The 15,214-nt window shown below is 57.4% G+C and carries 17 protein-coding genes; 13 read left to right on the top strand and 4 right to left on the bottom strand.

Translation table 11 applies throughout. From position 1 onward, the window contains the following. From QP888_RS01935 to QP888_RS01955, 5 genes are all read left to right on the top strand, one after another. Nucleotides 1–261, top strand: a 261-nt coding sequence (locus tag QP888_RS01935; protein ID WP_284811861.1) for a transposase, incomplete at its 5' end; no start/stop codon positions are given. Between the two features lie 24 nt (nt 262–285). Beyond that, entirely contained in the window at nt 286–969 is a 684-nt protein-coding gene (locus QP888_RS11235) for a recombinase family protein (protein WP_502869100.1), read from the top strand. Nucleotides 970–1,113: 144 nt separating this feature from the next. Continuing rightward, nucleotides 1,114–1,695 (top strand): hypothetical protein, encoded by a 582-nt coding sequence (locus tag QP888_RS01945; protein ID WP_193387120.1) that lies wholly within the window; start codon nt 1,114–1,116, stop codon nt 1,693–1,695. A 992-nt stretch (nt 1,696–2,687) separates the two neighbouring features. Beyond that, nucleotides 2,688–3,074 carry a phospholipase A2 gene (locus QP888_RS11055; RefSeq protein ID WP_350338212.1) on the top strand — a complete coding sequence of 129 codons (387 nt, stop codon included), beginning with the start codon at nt 2,688–2,690 and terminating at the stop codon, nt 3,072–3,074. Nucleotides 3,075–3,088: 14 nt separating this feature from the next. Beyond that, complete coding sequence (locus QP888_RS01955; RefSeq protein WP_284811863.1) at nt 3,089–3,490, top strand: hypothetical protein; 402 nt, start codon at nt 3,089–3,091, stop codon at nt 3,488–3,490. 138 nt (nt 3,491–3,628) lie between these two features. Here the strand turns inward: QP888_RS01955 and QP888_RS01960 are convergent, their stop codons facing one another. Further along, nucleotides 3,629–4,231 carry a superoxide dismutase gene (locus QP888_RS01960; RefSeq protein ID WP_284811865.1) on the bottom strand — a complete coding sequence of 201 codons (603 nt, stop codon included), beginning with the start codon at nt 4,229–4,231 and terminating at the stop codon, nt 3,629–3,631. A 188-nt stretch (nt 4,232–4,419) separates the two neighbouring features. On the opposite strand from QP888_RS01960, the gene msrA reads away from it, so the two are divergent. Genes msrA through QP888_RS01975 form a run of 3 tightly spaced genes read left to right on the top strand, consistent with a single transcriptional unit; the run spans nt 4,420 to nt 6,777 of the window. Continuing rightward, nucleotides 4,420–5,082 (top strand): peptide-methionine (S)-S-oxide reductase MsrA, encoded by a 663-nt coding sequence (gene msrA / locus QP888_RS01965; protein ID WP_419145610.1) that lies wholly within the window; start codon nt 4,420–4,422, stop codon nt 5,080–5,082. Nucleotides 5,083–5,117: 35 nt separating this feature from the next. Continuing rightward, nucleotides 5,118–5,846 (top strand): glycerophosphodiester phosphodiesterase family protein, encoded by a 729-nt coding sequence (locus QP888_RS01970; protein ID WP_284811867.1) that lies wholly within the window; start codon nt 5,118–5,120, stop codon nt 5,844–5,846. Between the two features lie 10 nt (nt 5,847–5,856). Then, on the top strand, nt 5,857–6,777 hold the full coding sequence (locus tag QP888_RS01975) for a DUF5926 family protein (protein WP_284811869.1): 921 nt from the start codon (nt 5,857–5,859) through the stop codon (nt 6,775–6,777). Between the two features lie 65 nt (nt 6,778–6,842). Here QP888_RS01975 and QP888_RS01980 read toward each other — a convergent pair whose 3' ends face one another. After that, on the bottom strand, nt 6,843–8,147 hold the full coding sequence (locus QP888_RS01980) for an LCP family protein (protein ID WP_502869101.1): 1,305 nt from the start codon (nt 8,145–8,147) through the stop codon (nt 6,843–6,845). Between the two features lie 916 nt (nt 8,148–9,063). Between QP888_RS01980 and pheA the strand changes: the two genes are divergently transcribed. Beyond that, nucleotides 9,064–9,984, top strand: coding sequence for a prephenate dehydratase (gene pheA / locus QP888_RS01985; RefSeq protein ID WP_284811873.1), 921 nt, complete (start codon nt 9,064–9,066; stop codon nt 9,982–9,984). Nucleotides 9,985–10,021: 37 nt separating this feature from the next. Then, nucleotides 10,022–10,675 carry a histidine phosphatase family protein gene (locus QP888_RS01990; RefSeq protein ID WP_284811875.1) on the top strand — a complete coding sequence of 218 codons (654 nt, stop codon included), beginning with the start codon at nt 10,022–10,024 and terminating at the stop codon, nt 10,673–10,675. Nucleotides 10,676–10,789: 114 nt separating this feature from the next. On the opposite strand, the gene QP888_RS01995 is transcribed toward QP888_RS01990, so the two are convergent. Together QP888_RS01995 and QP888_RS02000 are read right to left on the bottom strand one after the other, a co-directional pair. After that, on the bottom strand, nt 10,790–11,137 hold the full coding sequence (locus tag QP888_RS01995; RefSeq protein ID WP_018121566.1) for a metallopeptidase family protein: 348 nt from the start codon (nt 11,135–11,137) through the stop codon (nt 10,790–10,792). A 32-nt stretch (nt 11,138–11,169) separates the two neighbouring features. Continuing rightward, on the bottom strand, nt 11,170–12,192 hold the full coding sequence (locus QP888_RS02000; protein WP_284811877.1) for a septum formation family protein: 1,023 nt from the start codon (nt 12,190–12,192) through the stop codon (nt 11,170–11,172). Nucleotides 12,193–12,236: 44 nt separating this feature from the next. Between QP888_RS02000 and serS the strand changes: the two genes are divergently transcribed. Genes serS through QP888_RS02015 form a run of 3 tightly spaced genes read left to right on the top strand, consistent with a single transcriptional unit; the run spans nt 12,237 to nt 15,213 of the window. After that, nucleotides 12,237–13,487, top strand: coding sequence for a serine--tRNA ligase (gene serS / locus QP888_RS02005; protein ID WP_284811879.1), 1,251 nt, complete (start codon nt 12,237–12,239; stop codon nt 13,485–13,487). Beyond that, nucleotides 13,484–14,362 (top strand): lysophospholipid acyltransferase family protein, encoded by an 879-nt coding sequence (locus QP888_RS02010; protein ID WP_284811881.1) that lies wholly within the window; start codon nt 13,484–13,486, stop codon nt 14,360–14,362. Before serS ends, QP888_RS02010 begins: the two co-directional genes overlap by 4 nt. Continuing rightward, complete coding sequence (locus QP888_RS02015) at nt 14,359–15,213, top strand: HAD family hydrolase (protein WP_284811884.1); 855 nt, start codon at nt 14,359–14,361, stop codon at nt 15,211–15,213. The genes QP888_RS02010 and QP888_RS02015 overlap by 4 nt, the downstream gene beginning before the upstream one ends. Nucleotide 15,214: the final 1 nt, after the last annotated feature.

Genomic DNA, 15,214 nt, shown 5'->3' on the forward strand with positions numbered 1-15,214 from the left:
GCCCCGAAATCAGTGTGGAAGAAAGTCTGGTCGAATAACCCTACTGAACGGCTCAATCGTGAAATCCGCAGGCGTACAGATGCTGTAGGAATTTTCCCCAATCGTGACGCTGTCGTGCGCCTTGTTGGCGCTGTCCTGGCAGAACAACATGATGACTGGATTCAGCAAAACCGCTACATGTCACTAACCAGTCTGGCGCAAACCAGGGCGATGATCACCGCGAACGTCATTGATGCTGATACCACCAAGGAGGTCGCATGAACCAGTTAGAGCACCGAGCACGTGATGGCCCCTGACATCATCACACTGCATGCTTTATCGAAAGATAGAAACACCACTCAAACGGACTTGACCTCTGGTCGCAACATCGAGCGCGCCGGCCTTGGGCAGGTGATTGTGGCGTGCCGTGCGGGGGACACGCTTGTTGTGACGAAGCTGGATCGGCTGGCTCGTAGTGTCCACGATGCCTCTGGCATTGCGCAGGACTTGCAGCAGTGCGGAGTCGCGCTGCAGATAGGCCGTGATGTCTATGATCCGGATAATCCCACGGGGCGCTTGCTGTTTAATGTCTTGACAATGGTTGCCGAGTTTGAATCTGACCTTTCCCACACATTGTCTGGATCTAATCCACGTAGAGGGGCAAACGTCCACAGCAAAGACGCGGCAGGCGCGATCAGGTCAACCCGATCGGCATACAACAACGAGCTTCGAACAAGGCGGAGTTCATTGTGCAAGGCAACCGCACCACTAGCACTTCGACTTGTGGGAGCGGCCCCCACCGTGGGCGTAAAACCGCGGTCTAACCGCTGCTGTTTCCGGCGAGTATGGCGCAAGGGCCGACCTGGCTTCTTTCCCATGGAATCATTATCTCACCGCGGTAGCCCCCACCCGTCCTCGCTTCGAAAACAACAGGGCCGCTTTGCTTGGTGCCATCTCGTCACGGAACGGCTACAGCCGAAAAGCGGCTAGTGTCCTGGCGGTAAAGCACCTTCTTCTCCTTATGCACGGATAGCAGCTGTCTAATTCCGCGGTGGCTGTTTCCTGGCCGCAGCTCTCGTGGTTTGCACCCCACCATCATGGACGTTGGATGTGAACACTGGCTACAATTTCAGGGTGGAATCCCAGCTAGTCGCCTACATCGATGAGTCCTCCGCCCTCAGGCCCCCAGACCGGCAGGAGTACATGGTGTGTGCGGCCATCATCGACGCTCAAGACCTGGAACGAGTACGCGAGGAGCTGCGTCCACTGCGCCTTCCCGGCCAGGTCAAACTTCACTGGACCGACGAACGCAATAGCCGACGCCGGAAAATCGTGGAAACACTTTCTGGAATCGACTCTATGCACGCGATCATCACCCACCAGAGCGAAGTAAGCAAGAAGACGGAGAGACACCGCAGGAAATGCTTGGAGCAGATGTACTTCGAGCTCTCCGAGATGCACGTCCATAACGTCACTTTGGAAAGCCGGCAAGAGGCACAAAACAAGCGAGACCTCGCCCATATCGTTGCTTTGCAGGGCCAAGGGCAAAGTGCTGGCATCCGACTACGACACGTACGTGGTGGCGATGATCCACTGCTCTGGATTCCAGATGCCGTTCTCGGAGCACTTAACTCCGTTCATCTGGGCGAGGAACAGTACTGGGAGAAGCTGCATGAGAAAGTGGTCCTCAACCGTCCCACCCCGGATTCCCTCTAGAGACAGGCGAAGACCCTGGGTCCAGTCGTCCGGCTGGGGTCCCAGGGTCTTCTTCCGATCCTGTCGTAACAGGTGGCAATGACCCTAGGTTAGCACCCTTTGTCACCGTCTGTCACCCTTTGTCACTGCCATACAGAACCAGCTCGTCGTCGCTTACCTGGGCCGGCGGCTTCATTGAAGTGCCCTGGGTTTTGATCCTAGGCATTTGCCTTGATCTCCATTATTTCTTGACTGGGGTGATGTTCCCAAAAACTCGGCTTCGACTTCAGCCGGGGTGCGGTAGCCCAAGCTCTGGTGGAGCGGTGATTCGTTCCACCATTTGCCCCACTCGAACGTGGCGATTTCCACATCCACAACATCGCTCCACCTGCGGGTATGGATCAGTTCGTTCTTGTGAGGAGCCGTTGACATTCTCAGCCAAAGCATTGTCGTAGGAATCCCCAACAGTCCCGGTAGACGCACTAATTCCGTGTTCTTCCAGGCGCTGGTTGTAGACAATGCTCACATACTGCGACCCGTGATCTTCAATGGTGAATCAGAACCGTCGTTTCCATCTACTCAAACGGAACAAAACCTGGGACACTTCAGGTGCTGGTTTTCCGACCTTAGATTAGGAGTGGGGCAGGCATCGACGGATCTTAGTATTAGTCGCTAACCCTAGGGTAAATAACGTGGATCATTATAGGTTAAACAAGGGGGTCTTGACTTTGTGGCCCTTTTCGGTATTCTCTGTTTAAGTGATTAGAGTCACTTAAACAAGATTTGTTAATCAAGGAAAGAGGTAAGGTCTCATAATCGAACGTTTGAAAGGTTTGGTTATTTTTCATGCTTGATGAATGTGTCGAAGTCCGGATTTTGGGACGTTTTTCGTGTGAACTGACTGCGGAAATTGCTGCATGAGGTTTATCAGTTGGAAATGGTCCGTCAAGGGATTCAACGCCTTGCGGGGCTGAAGTGGTGAGCCTTAAAGTCCACCAATAAGGGTTTTAGTTATGTTTAGTTTGGATGAAATTTCAACGACTATCGAAATCGAACAACTTGTGGCTGTCATTGAGGCTCCTGAAGTAGTTGGGCAAAATAAAATTGCTACACGTGCTGTAGCCACTCGACAAAATGGTTGCTCGTTTACGCCAGATCGGTGGGGAAGTGCCAATTTTAAACCAATTTGTGACCGGCATGATATTTGTTATGGCCCTTCGAGTAGGACAAACCGTATCGACTGTGATAAACGATTTCGTGCGGGGCTGATAGCTGAATGCGTCCGGGCGTATGGATCGGGAGTTCGATCAGGGGCTTGTAAAGGAGTGGCTGAGGCTTATTATCGCGGCGTTCGTGCAGCCGGCTCGAGATTTTATAAGGGGCGAGGGCTCAACAATTAGGGAGTGGAATAAACATGCTGAAACCTCTGGAACGCATCACAATTTTTTCGGTTCTCGTGGCCCTCGCGCTCTATGTATTTATGAGCATTATTGCTGCCTCGGGTGACGGTTTTCCGTTTCTTGTTGGCGCATTATTTCTTCTAGCCACCGCTATCGCGGTTGTGCTTGTCGGGATAAATATTTCGCTCTGGAGTCATAAGCGGGCGCGGCATTGTTCATCCGCGATAGGAAAAATCGGCGCGTGGATAATTACCACCGGAATTGTTATTGCAGTTGCTTCTGTTATTACTCAGCTGTTTCGCGCCGGTGGTTTTTGGGAACCGCTGTTTAGTGAGCTTTTATGGGTAATAACTGCAGCCACCGGACTATTGTGGCTGGGGTTTATTCTACTTATGGTTTCCGGGAGAACTCGCTAAGCCAGAACGGTTGCCCGCGAGATAAAAACACCGAAAATAAAACCACCACTAAAAACCGCCATGAAAAAACGCCGTGTCCGGCACGTAAAGTGCGCGGGCACGGCGTTCCTTTAAGTCGCAACGGTGATGCGACGGAAGTTACTTCTTCGCTGCTGCGAAACGCTCTGCAACGTCGTCCCAGTTGAAGACGTTCCAGACAGCCTTGACGTAATCAGGCTTGACGTTCTTGTACTGCAGGTAGAAAGCGTGCTCCCACATATCCAGCATCAGCAGCGGGGTGAAGTTCACGGAGGTGTTGCCCTGCTGATCGGTTAGCTGCTCAACGAGCAGGCGGCCAGCGATATGGTCGTAACCCAGCACGGCCCAGCCGGAACCCTGCAGGCCGAGTGCTGCTGCGGAGAAGTGCGCCTTGAACTTCTCGAAGGAACCAAAGTCGCGGTCAATAGCCTCTGCCAGCTCACCGGTTGGCTCGCCGCCACCGTTAGGGCTCAGGTTCTTCCAGAAGATGGAGTGGTTGGTGTGGCCACCCAGGTTGAAAGCCAAGTTCTTGGACAGCGCACGGATGCGGTCTGGGTTGGCTTCGCCGTTGCGCTCTTCTTCCAGGGCGTCCAAAGCTGTGTTAGCACCCTGTACGTAAGTGTTGTGGTGCTTGGAGTGGTGCAGCTCCATGATTTCGCCGGAGATGTGTGGCTCCAAAGCGTTGTAGTCGTAATCGAGTTCTGGGAGTTCGTAAACAGCCATTATCGCTAAATCCTTTCGTTGGGTACATCGCCCATAATAGGCACGTATAAGAATTTCGCAACATTTTTATGACATAAAACTATTCACGCGATGCCAAGCATCAGAGAACGCTCTTATGAACAAATACACAGTTGCACGCGAGCTCCTTTCACAGTATTTAGCGAGCTACGCGGGCGTAGAATATCGGCATGTGGATGTTTGGAAATAACCCAGAACTCGTCGCCGAAGAAGACGCCCTGCATGGCGGAAAGCACCCGGTCCTAGAAAACCCACGCCCGCATGCCGTGTTGGGTACGCCAATTACTGGCATCTGGGAAGACGGCCAGGCCAGCCTGATTGTGGGCTTGGGGTGTTTCTGGGGCGTGGAAAAGCTTTATTGGAACCTCGACGGCGTGGTGTCTACGTCGGCTGGTTATGCCGGTGGCGTGACGCCGAACCCGACGTACCGCGAAGTCTGCACAGGGCGTACTAATCACGTGGAGGTTGTGCGCGTGGTTTATGACCCGTCGCGGGTTTCCTTGGAGGATCTGGTACGCGTCGGCCTCGAAGCGCACGATCCGACTCAGGGCTATCGCCAGGGCAACGACGTGGGTACGCAGTATCGCTCGGCGTTTTATACCGAAGGCCCACACGCGGCGGAAGAAAAACAGACCGTCGACAAGCTTGTCGACGCCTACGGTAAGAAATTGCAGGCCAACGGCTACGGTGAAGTCACCACGGAGATCGCTACGCTGGCCGAGACCCCGGCGGGCGAGTACTACTTGGCGGAGGACGAGCACCAGCAATACCTGGAGAAAAACCCACAAGGCTATTGCCCGCACCACGGCACGGGCATTGCCTGCAGCATCTAGAGTTGTTCGCGCACACTAGCGCAGGCGCAAATACTATGTTGACCGGCTGTCATATCGTTGCCCACCGTGGCTATTCCGGGAAGTACCCGGAAAATTCGCCCGAGGCGTTTCAACAAGCCTTGCAACTGCCTATCCATGGCCTGGAATGCGATATTCGCGCCAGCCGCGATGGGCAGGCGGTGGTGATCCATGATCCCAGCGTGGACCGCACCAGCACTGGCACGGGCATGGTCGCGCGCATGATGTGGCCCGAGCTGCAGCGGCTGAATATCGGTTCCGAGGATGCGCCACAACAACTCATGCTTGTCGACGATTTGCTGCGCATGCTCGGGAATAACTCGCACCACCTTTATATTGAGACCAAACCGCTGGTGCGGCAGGGGGCTGCGCTGGAAAAAGCTCTGGCGCGGGCGTTGCATCGTACCGGCATGGTTGCGGACCCTCGTGTGCACATCATTTCTTTTTCACATGCTTCGCTGCGCAGGCTCGCGAGTCTCGTGCCGCAGGTGGACCGGATTTATTTGCGCCGCGGTTGGGAACGGCGGTGGAACAGCCGCGATTTGATGCTCTCACGCCCGCATGCGCTGGGGCTTTCTCTGGACCACGGCAAAGCCAACCCGGCTGCGATTGGTGTGGGAGGCCGTCGGACGTACATGTGGACCGTCGATAAGCCAGAAGATATGCGCTGGGCGCGCGATCACGGGGTGAACCTCTTGGCGACGAATTGGCCGGAGCTTGCACTCAAGGTGGTCGGCGACCAGTAAACTGGCGCGCATGGCGAAGAAGAAAAAGAAGCAAGAAGACCTCCCAGAGGGAATGTCGCGTCGGCAAGCAAAACTTGCAGCCCGGGCTGCAGAACGTGCCAAGCTGGAAAAGGACCCACGCCCGTTCGCCGGGTTCGCGTGCGAAGCCGAACTAATTGCACTGCAAGAATTTGTGCCCTCCGGCTACGCGAAAGTAGATATCGCAGGCATCGACCGCACCGTGTGGCTGTGCAGCGTTTTGCCAGGAGCATCCGCAGCGATGATCCGCGATGAGCAATACGGCGGCGATGCCTTCGTCGCGCTGCAGGTGCAAGCCCACGGCGTGAACCCGCACCATGACCTGGCCTACGCCCTGAACTGGGTGAAAGAGCACTCGGCGGGTGAATCGCTGGTGTCCACGGCGGCCGACGGCAACCAGCCGGAACTCACGGAACTGCTGCCGCACGACACCACGCTGGATATCCAGTTAGAGCAGGACTTTTCCTGGTGGATGCCAGAAGGCGCACCCATGCCGGAGCAGGTTGCGCAGTCGATGCAGATGGCCAACGATTCCGTCATTGAAACCCACGCGATCGACGCCGACGCGCCGGGTACTTTGTGGTGGTCGGATACCGGTAGCGGTAAGACACACATCCGCTGGGTACGCCCGGTGGACAACGAAAATGATTTCCTGAACGCCCTGGCACGCGTGGCCGCCCGCGGTGACCTGCACGTGGGGGAAGACACCAAGTTTGCCGGTGTATTCCGGACCCACGGTGTGATTGCCCCAGTTTTTGATGTCACCCCGGAGCCAGCCGCGGATTCCTACCGCGAGCAGCTAGAGCGCGTGAACCAGGCTTTGGAAGAAGAAATCTCCAACGACGCGCAGCTTTCTGCCGACGAGCGCAAGCAACTGCAAAACATTAAATCGCGGCAGGTCACCATCCGCTAGATCTGCGGATGGTGGGGATTCTCACCGCGCCAGTGTGTACCACGCCAGTGTGCAGTCGGTATGCGCTAGCGCAGTGAGTTCCAGAGGTTTTCTGCCTCAATTTCGTCCCATAGCACCACGTTTCCGACGTCAGTATCAGCAAATCCACCGACCGGTACCGTCTTGGTTTCCACACCAGTACCCATTGACAATGCCAGACGGGCCAGGTGCCATACGTGATCGCTTTCGCCGACGGTAAACGATTTCGATACCGAGCTAATCATTGGGAATACGTCAAAAGGGTTGAGCAGTGTCGACGGGTTGGTGGCCTCATGCATCAGCGCAGAGAAAAACTCGCGCTGCCGTTCCACACGGTCCAAATCTCCCATCGCAGTGGCGCGGGTACGCACATAGCCCAGCGCGTTGGCACCATCCATTTCTTGGCATCCTGCGCCAACGTTGAGATTCGCCAACGGATCGTCGATCGGTTCGGATGGGCACAATTCCACTCCGCCGATGGCGTCGACAATATTGGCCAAACCGCCCATGCCCACTTCGGCGTAGTGATCAATGCTGACGCCGGTGTTGGCCTCAACGGTGTGCGTCAATAGCTGCGGGCCGCCATAAGTAAAAGCCGCATTGATCTTGTCTTGCCCAAAACCGGGCACGTCGACGTAACTGTCGCGAGGAATGGAAATCAGCTGTGCGCTGGTGCCTTCCAAGTGCAGCAACATGATCGCGTCGGTGCGACCCGTTCCAATATCGCCACCGGTACCCAGGCGTGCGATATCTTCTTCGCTTAAGCCCACGCGTGAATCCGAACCAACCAACAACCAGTTCGTGCCCTTGGTGGATCCGATAGGTGCCTCAGGCTCCGAAGCTACGCGGGTGAGCTGGGCATCTGCCCAAAAAGCGATGACCAGCAGTAGAACTATGAGCACTGCCAACGGCCAGCCCAAGCATCCAGCACAACCGAATTTTGGTCGGCGAAGTTTTGCGCGCAACCCGGCTGCGCTGAACTTTCCGAAACCGCACCCAGCGGTTGCGCCGGGGTGTGGATTACGTACATCGGCGTGGGCTTGCTGGTACTGCTGGCCTGGTTGCCCATACCCGCCATCGGGGTGTGGATAGTACTGTCCAGGCTGTTGGGCATACGGTTGCCCCACATAATTTTGTGGCGGGCGTTGTTGTGGTGGTCGTTGCTGTTGCAGCGGCTGCTGATACGGAGACTGCTGCCCAGGAGGCTGTTGCCCTGGCCGCTGGGGAAATTGTTGTGCGGCACGACGCTGCTGCACCTCGCCGTGACGGTCCTGCCCTGCAGTGCGGCCCTGTGCGTACCCTGCTGCGGCGCCACCGGCAGCACCGCCCGCTACTGATCCGCCCAAGTCCATGCGGGTCGGTTCCGAAGGGATTCGCCTCTGGTTGCGCGACTGGTGCAGTTGCTCGCGGTTGACCGGGCGGGCACCCGGGTGTTTGCGCCCGGAGCCTGGACGTGCACCATGCCCAGCATCGTGATTTGTGCTCTGCCGAGCAGAATTAGCCCGTTGCGCATCATAAATAGCGCGCTCACGGCGCAGCTTGTCCCGGTCAATCGGCGGGCGGTTCGCCCGCGAATCTTGCCGGTTGGTGCGCGCCGGGCGCGCAGAACGAGGGGTACGCGAAGGTTCCTGTGGAACTTCGGGCTTGGCATGCCGCCCGCCACCAGCAGCATGACGGCCGCTTTCCCGTGCACGGTCGGGCGCTGGGCGCGGGCGCCGTCGTACTGGCCGACCGTAGCGATCCAGCAGCGGTTTACCGTCGCGTCCCAGGACGACGTCGCCTTCTGCAGGCCCGTGGGATGCCCCGTGCCGTTCAGTTGGCCGTTCTCCGCGATCATTCATGGCAGATACTTTACCCACCCTTGCTCGCAGGCTGCCCGTTAGCCAAAAATCAGGCGTGCACATCAAGTGCGAGTCCGAGCAGCTCGTCGTCGCGGACGGGTATCAAACCCTAGTCTGAGCCCGCGCCATTGTTCGTTGTCGTCATCAAGCGGTTCGACCCATGCAGGCCATGTCGCTGCTTGAATTCCATCTTCTATGCTGATGCCATGTTTAGAAGCTGATTTTGTAACTCTCATGCAGCCGTCATTGAAGTAATCGCTTGTCGCATGAGTTCTGAGCGTGATAAATGCGTTTCTGCAGCTGTAACGGGCATGCCTATATCGGATAACGAAAATGTCCTCAACGGCACTATGTGCTTCCGTGCTTTCAATCGCACAATAATATGAAATCTCAGAATGATGTGAAGTAGCAGGGTAATCTAGCGGGCATGAGCACCGTGGCATACCTGGGACCCGCTGGAACTTTCACCGAGGCTGCACTGCACAAGCTACAGCGCGCCGGGGCGTTTGCTGGCGAAGGACAAAGTGCAGAGCCAAGTAATGGCTCCGGTGCCAGCGCTACTCGTGCTAGCGACGCTGCTCAGGGTATCACTGCTGTTCCGGTGGCTTCGCCGGGTGAGGCTTTACGACGCGTCAGCGCAGGCGAGGCCGACTATGCCGTCGTAGCCGCAGAAAGCTCCGTCGAAGGCGCAGTGACTGCTACGCACGACGCGTTGGTGGAAAACCCCGGATTGCAGATTTTCGCTGAGGCCACACTGGATATCCAATTCAGCATCCTGACTGGTAGCGAGGAAATCGCGGCAAAGCCGCAAGCGATTACCAGCATTGCCACGCATCCGGTGGCGTATCAGCAGATCCGCACCTGGGTGGACAATCATTTGCCGAATGCCGAGTTCATCCCAGCCTCATCCAATGGGGAGGCCGCGCGCATGGTCGCGCAAGGCCGTGTTGATGCCGCTGCCGCCCCGGATAATGCCGCTGATCTGCATGGGCTCGCGCGGCTAGCACAAGGGGTGGCTGATGTTTCCGGTGCCCAGACTCGTTTTATTGCACTTACTGCGGCGCAACGAAGTTCTGCACCCCGCACGGGGAACGACCGCACCGGAATTATTTTTCACGTGCACAACGAACCCGGCGCACTGGCCGACGTACTGCAGGAAATCGCTGGTCACGGGGTGGACCTATCGCGCATTGAATCCCGGCCGACGCGCACCGGACTGGGCACCTATCGCTTTCACGTCGACATGCATGGCCATATCGACGACGGACCGGTGGCCGCGGCAGTCGCCGCCCTGGAGCAGCGGTGCGAGAAAGTGCAATTCCTGGGCTCTTGGCCCAAAGCACGGTAATTCATAGGCACGGCAACTCATAGGCAGGGGTTTAAGCATGGGAAAAATCATTTTGCTCCGCCACGGGCAAACGCATTCCAATATCCACGGCTACCTGGATACTCGCCCGCCGGGAGCAGAACTCAGTGAGCTGGGGCGTCGACAAGCCCACGCTGTTGGTGAGGAATTCGCCCGTGATCTGGGAGAAATCCCGCAGTGGTGGTCGTCGATGGCCATCCGCACGCAGCAAACCTCTGAGATCGCTGCCCGTGCCTTCGAGCAATTCCGTGGGCTCGAGCCCTACACCATCCCGGTGCAGGTGACCCCGGGGCTGTTTGAGGTATTCGCTGGTGACTACGAAATGAGCCAAAACATGGGGAAAATCGCCGAATACCATCAGTGTTTGCTGCGGTGGCTCGAAGGCGACGAACAAGCAGCAACCCCTGGCGGTGAAACCTACCCCGAGATTCTGGCGCGCTATTTACCAGTGATGGAACAAGCCGCAGCCAGCGATAACACCACGGTCATTGCCAGTCACGGCACCGTGGTGCGCGTTGTGGCACGTTACCTCACAGGCCTGGATGCGAGGCAAGCATTTGAATGGTATCTGCCGAACTGCCGCTATATCGTGCTAGACCCGGCAGGGCGGAAATTTGGGCAGTGGAAGCTCGAACGCTGGGGCGATTATGATCTGGGGGCGCTGTATACCTGAGCCGTGCAGCTTACGGGCGCCGACAGTGCCGAACGCGCCAGCAATCAGGTTTAAGGTTGGAGCCAGCACAAAGGCTAGAGCTTAGGGCTTAGGGTTTGAGGCACCAAGCAACTGTTACCCAAAACCAGCGGCATGTAGCTGCTCTTCGTCCATACCGAAATAATGCCCAACCTCATGAAACACAGTCACCTCGACTTCGTCGGCAAGCTGCTGCACGCTGCTGCAATAACGCTTCAGCGCCTCGCGGTAGACAAAAATCGCATCCGGTAAAAACCCCGTGTGGTGGTGGGTGCGTTCCACCAAGGACACGCCCTCATACAGGCCTAAAATCTCGGGGTTTTCCGGGTGAAAATCCTCAATCAAAATGGCCACATTGCGCAGGCGATACGCAAAATCATCCGGGATTTTATCTAGAGCATCCAGCACTAGCTCCTCGAAATCCTCGTCGCTGATGTCCACCATGATCAGTTACCGCGATCCGTTACCACGACCAGCTACCGCCGCGGGTTACGCTTCGGACGTTCTTCCGGCGGGCCGCCATCGATTGTCAACGCACCGCGGCCTTCACGTGCCGTGCCTTCAATGGTGGAAAAACCGCCGCCATCGCGGGCATGCACCAGCGTGCAATTCACCGAATGGGAACCGTTGCGCCAGGACTCCTCACTCATTGCACCCCAATACGGTTGCAGCGTCGACTGATACAGGTTTTCTTCGCCGCCTACGTAATCCTCGGCGGCACGGGTGCAGACGTCGGCAAGAAACTCATCTTGCGCTTCTTCGGCCGGGTAGCCGTCTGAGAAATTTTCCAACAGATTGACCGTGGAAGTCACCTCCATCTGGTGCGGCTCGCCACAGGCGACCTCCGTCAGTGTCTGGGATTCCTCGATACGCAGGCATGATTGCGTGCTGTACACCCGGGCCTGGTCGCGCTCGGAGACTTTGCCGGTGGTCAACTGCGGAACGCCGCGTGAATCAGTGCTTTGCAAACCGCACAGCATGGTCCGGTCCCCGTTTTCCCAGGCAGGAGCGGGCGGCAAGATCGGCGCAATGGAATACTTCCCGGAAGAATCAAAGCGTCCATCCAGGTACCGCAACGTTGGTGTCCAGCAGAGCTCCTCACGTAATTGGGCCTGACGGGCGGTGCCAGGAATCTCCGCTTCCGGGCCGAACTCGGCAGTCGGGTAAGCACTCAGATCCTCGCGCGCGGAAATTTCAAAACGGTGTTCTTCGGCGCAATCGGCCTGCTCGAAGCTATTGATCTTGCCGTCGGCGTCAATATTCCAGGTCAGGCACGCGCCAACATCAGCGGTGGTAAACGATGCCACCTGTGGTTTCCGCTTCTGCGTAGACTCCGTTGTCGGGTCGGCGTTGACGGTGCCGTCGTTCGCCTGGCCTGTGGAGGCGGCGCCGTCGTCGGAAAACAGCCCGTAGCCGGTTAATGCCGTTGCGCTGGCGAGCGCAGCCACCAGCGCGGTGCGCACTGCTGCTGCTGATCGCCATGATGCCTGAGTACTCATCGGCAGCTAGTTTACCTTGTCGTTTCACGCTAAACTCTGGAGGCGTGATTGATCTGAAGTTTTTGCGCGAAAACCCTGACCTTGTCCGACAGTCGCAGCGCACCCGCGGCGAGGACCCGCAGCTTGTCGACGAGTTGCTGGCTGCTGATGAAAAGCGCCGTCGCGCCATTGCCACCGCGGATGATCTGCGCGCGGAACAAAAGGCATTCGGCAAAAAAATCGGTCAGGCTTCTGCGGAAGAACGCCCAGCGCTCCTGGAAGGTTCTTCGGAGTTAAAGCTCAAGGTCAAGCAGGCATATGAAGAGCAAAAAGCGGCCGAGGATGAGGTCACTGCTATCCAGTACCGGTTGCCTAATATCGTCGAAGGCGCACCGGCGGGCGGTGAAGAAAATTTCATCGAGATCGAGCGCGTTGGCGAAATCCCGAGCTTTGATTTCGAGCCGAAAGACCACCTGGAACTCGGCGAAAAACTGGGCCTGATCGATATGGCCCGCGGTTCCAAGGTCGGCGGTGCGCGTTTTTATTACCTGACTGGCGACGGTGCCTTCTTGCAGCTGGGCATGATGATGCTCGCCGCGCAGAAAGCCCGCGAAGCAGGTTTCCAGTTGATGGTGCCGCCGGTTTTGGTGCGCCCAGAAATTATGTCCGGCACTGGCTTTTTGGGTGAGCACGCCGACGAGATTTACTACCTGGAACGCGATGATATGTACCTGGTGGGTACCTCGGAGGTGGCGCTGGCGGGCTACCACAAGGACGAGATCATTGATCTTGCCGACGGCCCGATTCGCTATGCCGGCTGGTCGTCGTGCTTCCGTCGGGAGGCTGGTTCCCACGGCAAGGACACCCGCGGTATTTTGCGTGTGCACCAGTTCGACAAGGTAGAAATGTTCAGCTACTGCAAGCCTGAGGATGCAGCAGCCGAACACCAGGCTCTGCTGAACCTGGAAAAAGACATGCTGGCGGCCATCGATGTTCCATACCGCACCATCGACGTCGCTGGCGGCGATTTGGGCACTTCGGCTGCACGCAAATTCGACAACGAGGCCTGGGTGCCATCGCAGCAGACTTTCCGTGAATTGACCTCCACGTCGAACTGCACCACCTTCCAGGCGCGCCGCTTGTTGACGCGCTACCGCGATGAGCAGGGAAAAACTCAGACTGCCGCGACGCTCAACGGCACATTGGCCACTACTCGCTGGCTGGTCGCGATTCTGGAAAACCACCAGCAAGCCGACGGCACCGTGGTGGTTCCAGAAGCCCTGCGGCCGTTCGTCGGCAAGGAGATCCTGGCGTGACGCGCTACCGCAGCCGCGCTCGGCTCCGTGTGCCGGAAAACCTGCCGAAGCTGAAAAAGCACCCGAAAGAGGCCCGCGAGTTTCCATATGGCATCCCGGTGGTGCCGATGGCTCGCTGGCTGATGTTTCTGCAGGGCATCGAAGTGACCGTGGACGGCGCCGAAAATATCCCTGCTGATGGTGGCGCGCTTCTGGCGATCAACCACACCGGCTATTACGACTTCATCTTGGGTGGCTACCCGGCCTATGTGCGCGGACACCGCACCGTGCGCATGATGGCGAAAAAGGCGATTTTTGATACTCCGGTGGTGGGCGCTGCACTGCGGATGATGGGCCACATCAGCGTGGACCGTTCTGCAGGAAAAGGTGCTGCATCCAAAGATGCAGCGGTGCAGAAATTGCGTGAGGGCAAGCTGGTGGGGATTTTCCCTGAGGCTACGATCTCACGCTCATTTGAGATCAAAGACCTGAAAACCGGTGCTGTGCGCATCGCCGACGAAGCAGATGCGCTGTTGCTGCCAGTGATTATTTGGGGTTCACAGCGCGTCTGGACCAAAGGCTTACCGAAAAATTTACTGCGCCCCAATGTGCCTATTCGGGTTGCCGTCGGCACGCCCATTGACGTGAGCGGTTCTGCAGAAAAAGACACCGCAGTACTCAAAGAAGCGATGGAAAAGCTGCTGGAAACCACCCGCGAGAAATACACTGAGCGCCACGGGCCTTTCGAGCCTGGCTTGCCGTGGCTGCCCGCATCGCTGGGCGGGGCCGCACCCACCCTGGAACAAGCCGCCGAGATTGATGCTGCCACACGGGCCGAACGCGACCGGAAGAAAGCTGCGAAAGCAGCGAAAGCGGGAAAGAAAGACCACAAGTGAGCCAGCCTTGCGGAACCGACGCCGTCGGCCCGGCCCCGCGGCTGATCGTGAGTGACATCGACGGTACATTTCTGAACTCGGCAGACCGCGTTCCACAGCGAGTCCGCGATGCCGTGCACCAGGCCACCGCGCAGGGAATGCACTTCGCACTTGCGACGGGGCGGCCTTTTCGCTGCTTGCAGCCGGTGCTGGAGCAACTCGTCGTGCGCCCAGTGTGCGTAACATCCAACGGTGCGGTGATTTATGACTGTGCCGCCGATGAGGTACTTAGCGCCGCGGAAATTTCGCCAGAGTTGATGGAAGAGGTCTACTACACTGCGCAAGAAATCTTTGCCCCCTATGGCGGGGTCAGTATCGCTGCAGAATACGCAGGGTATTCTGTGCGGCAAGACCCCACCGAGCTATTTATTGCCGCGGAAAATTATGCGCACACGTGGGCGGATTCGCAATTTATTACCACTCCCACGGAACAGGTGTGGCACAAACCCGCCGTGAAATTCCTGCTGCGTAACCCGGCTATGACCGCCAATGAGATGTACGCGTTGCTGGCAGATCACGTTGATAGCCGTCGGGCACACCTGACGTATTCCATCGACGCGGGATTGTTGGAGGTCGCAGCACCAGGCGTAAACAAGGCCGCTGGCCTGGAATTTCTCGCCAAGCACTCGGGGGTCGCCGCCCAGGAAGTGGTGGCTTTCGGCGATATGCCCAATGACATCGAAATGTTGCACTGGGCCGGTTTAGGGGTTGCGGTAGAAAACGCACACCCGAGAGTGCGCGAGGCGGCTGATATGGTGACTGGGTCTAACGACGATGCCGGGATCGCCGAAATCATAGAACGGTGGCTGTAGA

It is taken from the genome of Corynebacterium sp. MSK297, from assembly GCF_030232885.1.
Classification (GTDB): domain Bacteria; phylum Actinomycetota; class Actinomycetes; order Mycobacteriales; family Mycobacteriaceae; genus Corynebacterium.

Coding starts and splice junctions, on each gene's coding strand:
- QP888_RS01955 (WP_284811863.1), top strand. CDS start 3,089: ATGCTGAAACCTCTGGAACGCATCACAATTTTTTCGGTTCTCGTGGCC.
- QP888_RS01975 (WP_284811869.1), top strand. CDS start 5,857: ATGGCGAAGAAGAAAAAGAAGCAAGAAGACCTCCCAGAGGGAATGTCG.
- QP888_RS11235 (WP_502869100.1), top strand. CDS start 286: ATGGCCCCTGACATCATCACACTGCATGCTTTATCGAAAGATAGAAAC.
- pheA (WP_284811873.1), top strand. CDS start 9,064: ATGAGCACCGTGGCATACCTGGGACCCGCTGGAACTTTCACCGAGGCT.
- QP888_RS11055 (WP_350338212.1), top strand. CDS start 2,688: ATGTTTAGTTTGGATGAAATTTCAACGACTATCGAAATCGAACAACTT.
- QP888_RS02000 (WP_284811877.1), bottom strand. CDS start 12,192: ATGAGTACTCAGGCATCATGGCGATCAGCAGCAGCAGTGCGCACCGCG.
- QP888_RS01960 (WP_284811865.1), bottom strand. CDS start 4,231: ATGGCTGTTTACGAACTCCCAGAACTCGATTACGACTACAACGCTTTG.
- QP888_RS01970 (WP_284811867.1), top strand. CDS start 5,118: ATGTTGACCGGCTGTCATATCGTTGCCCACCGTGGCTATTCCGGGAAG.
- QP888_RS01995 (WP_018121566.1), bottom strand. CDS start 11,137: ATGGTGGACATCAGCGACGAGGATTTCGAGGAGCTAGTGCTGGATGCT.
- QP888_RS01980 (WP_502869101.1), bottom strand. CDS start 8,147: ATGGACTTGGGCGGATCAGTAGCGGGCGGTGCTGCCGGTGGCGCCGCA.
- QP888_RS01990 (WP_284811875.1), top strand. CDS start 10,022: ATGGGAAAAATCATTTTGCTCCGCCACGGGCAAACGCATTCCAATATC.
- msrA (WP_419145610.1), top strand. CDS start 4,420: ATGTGGATGTTTGGAAATAACCCAGAACTCGTCGCCGAAGAAGACGCC.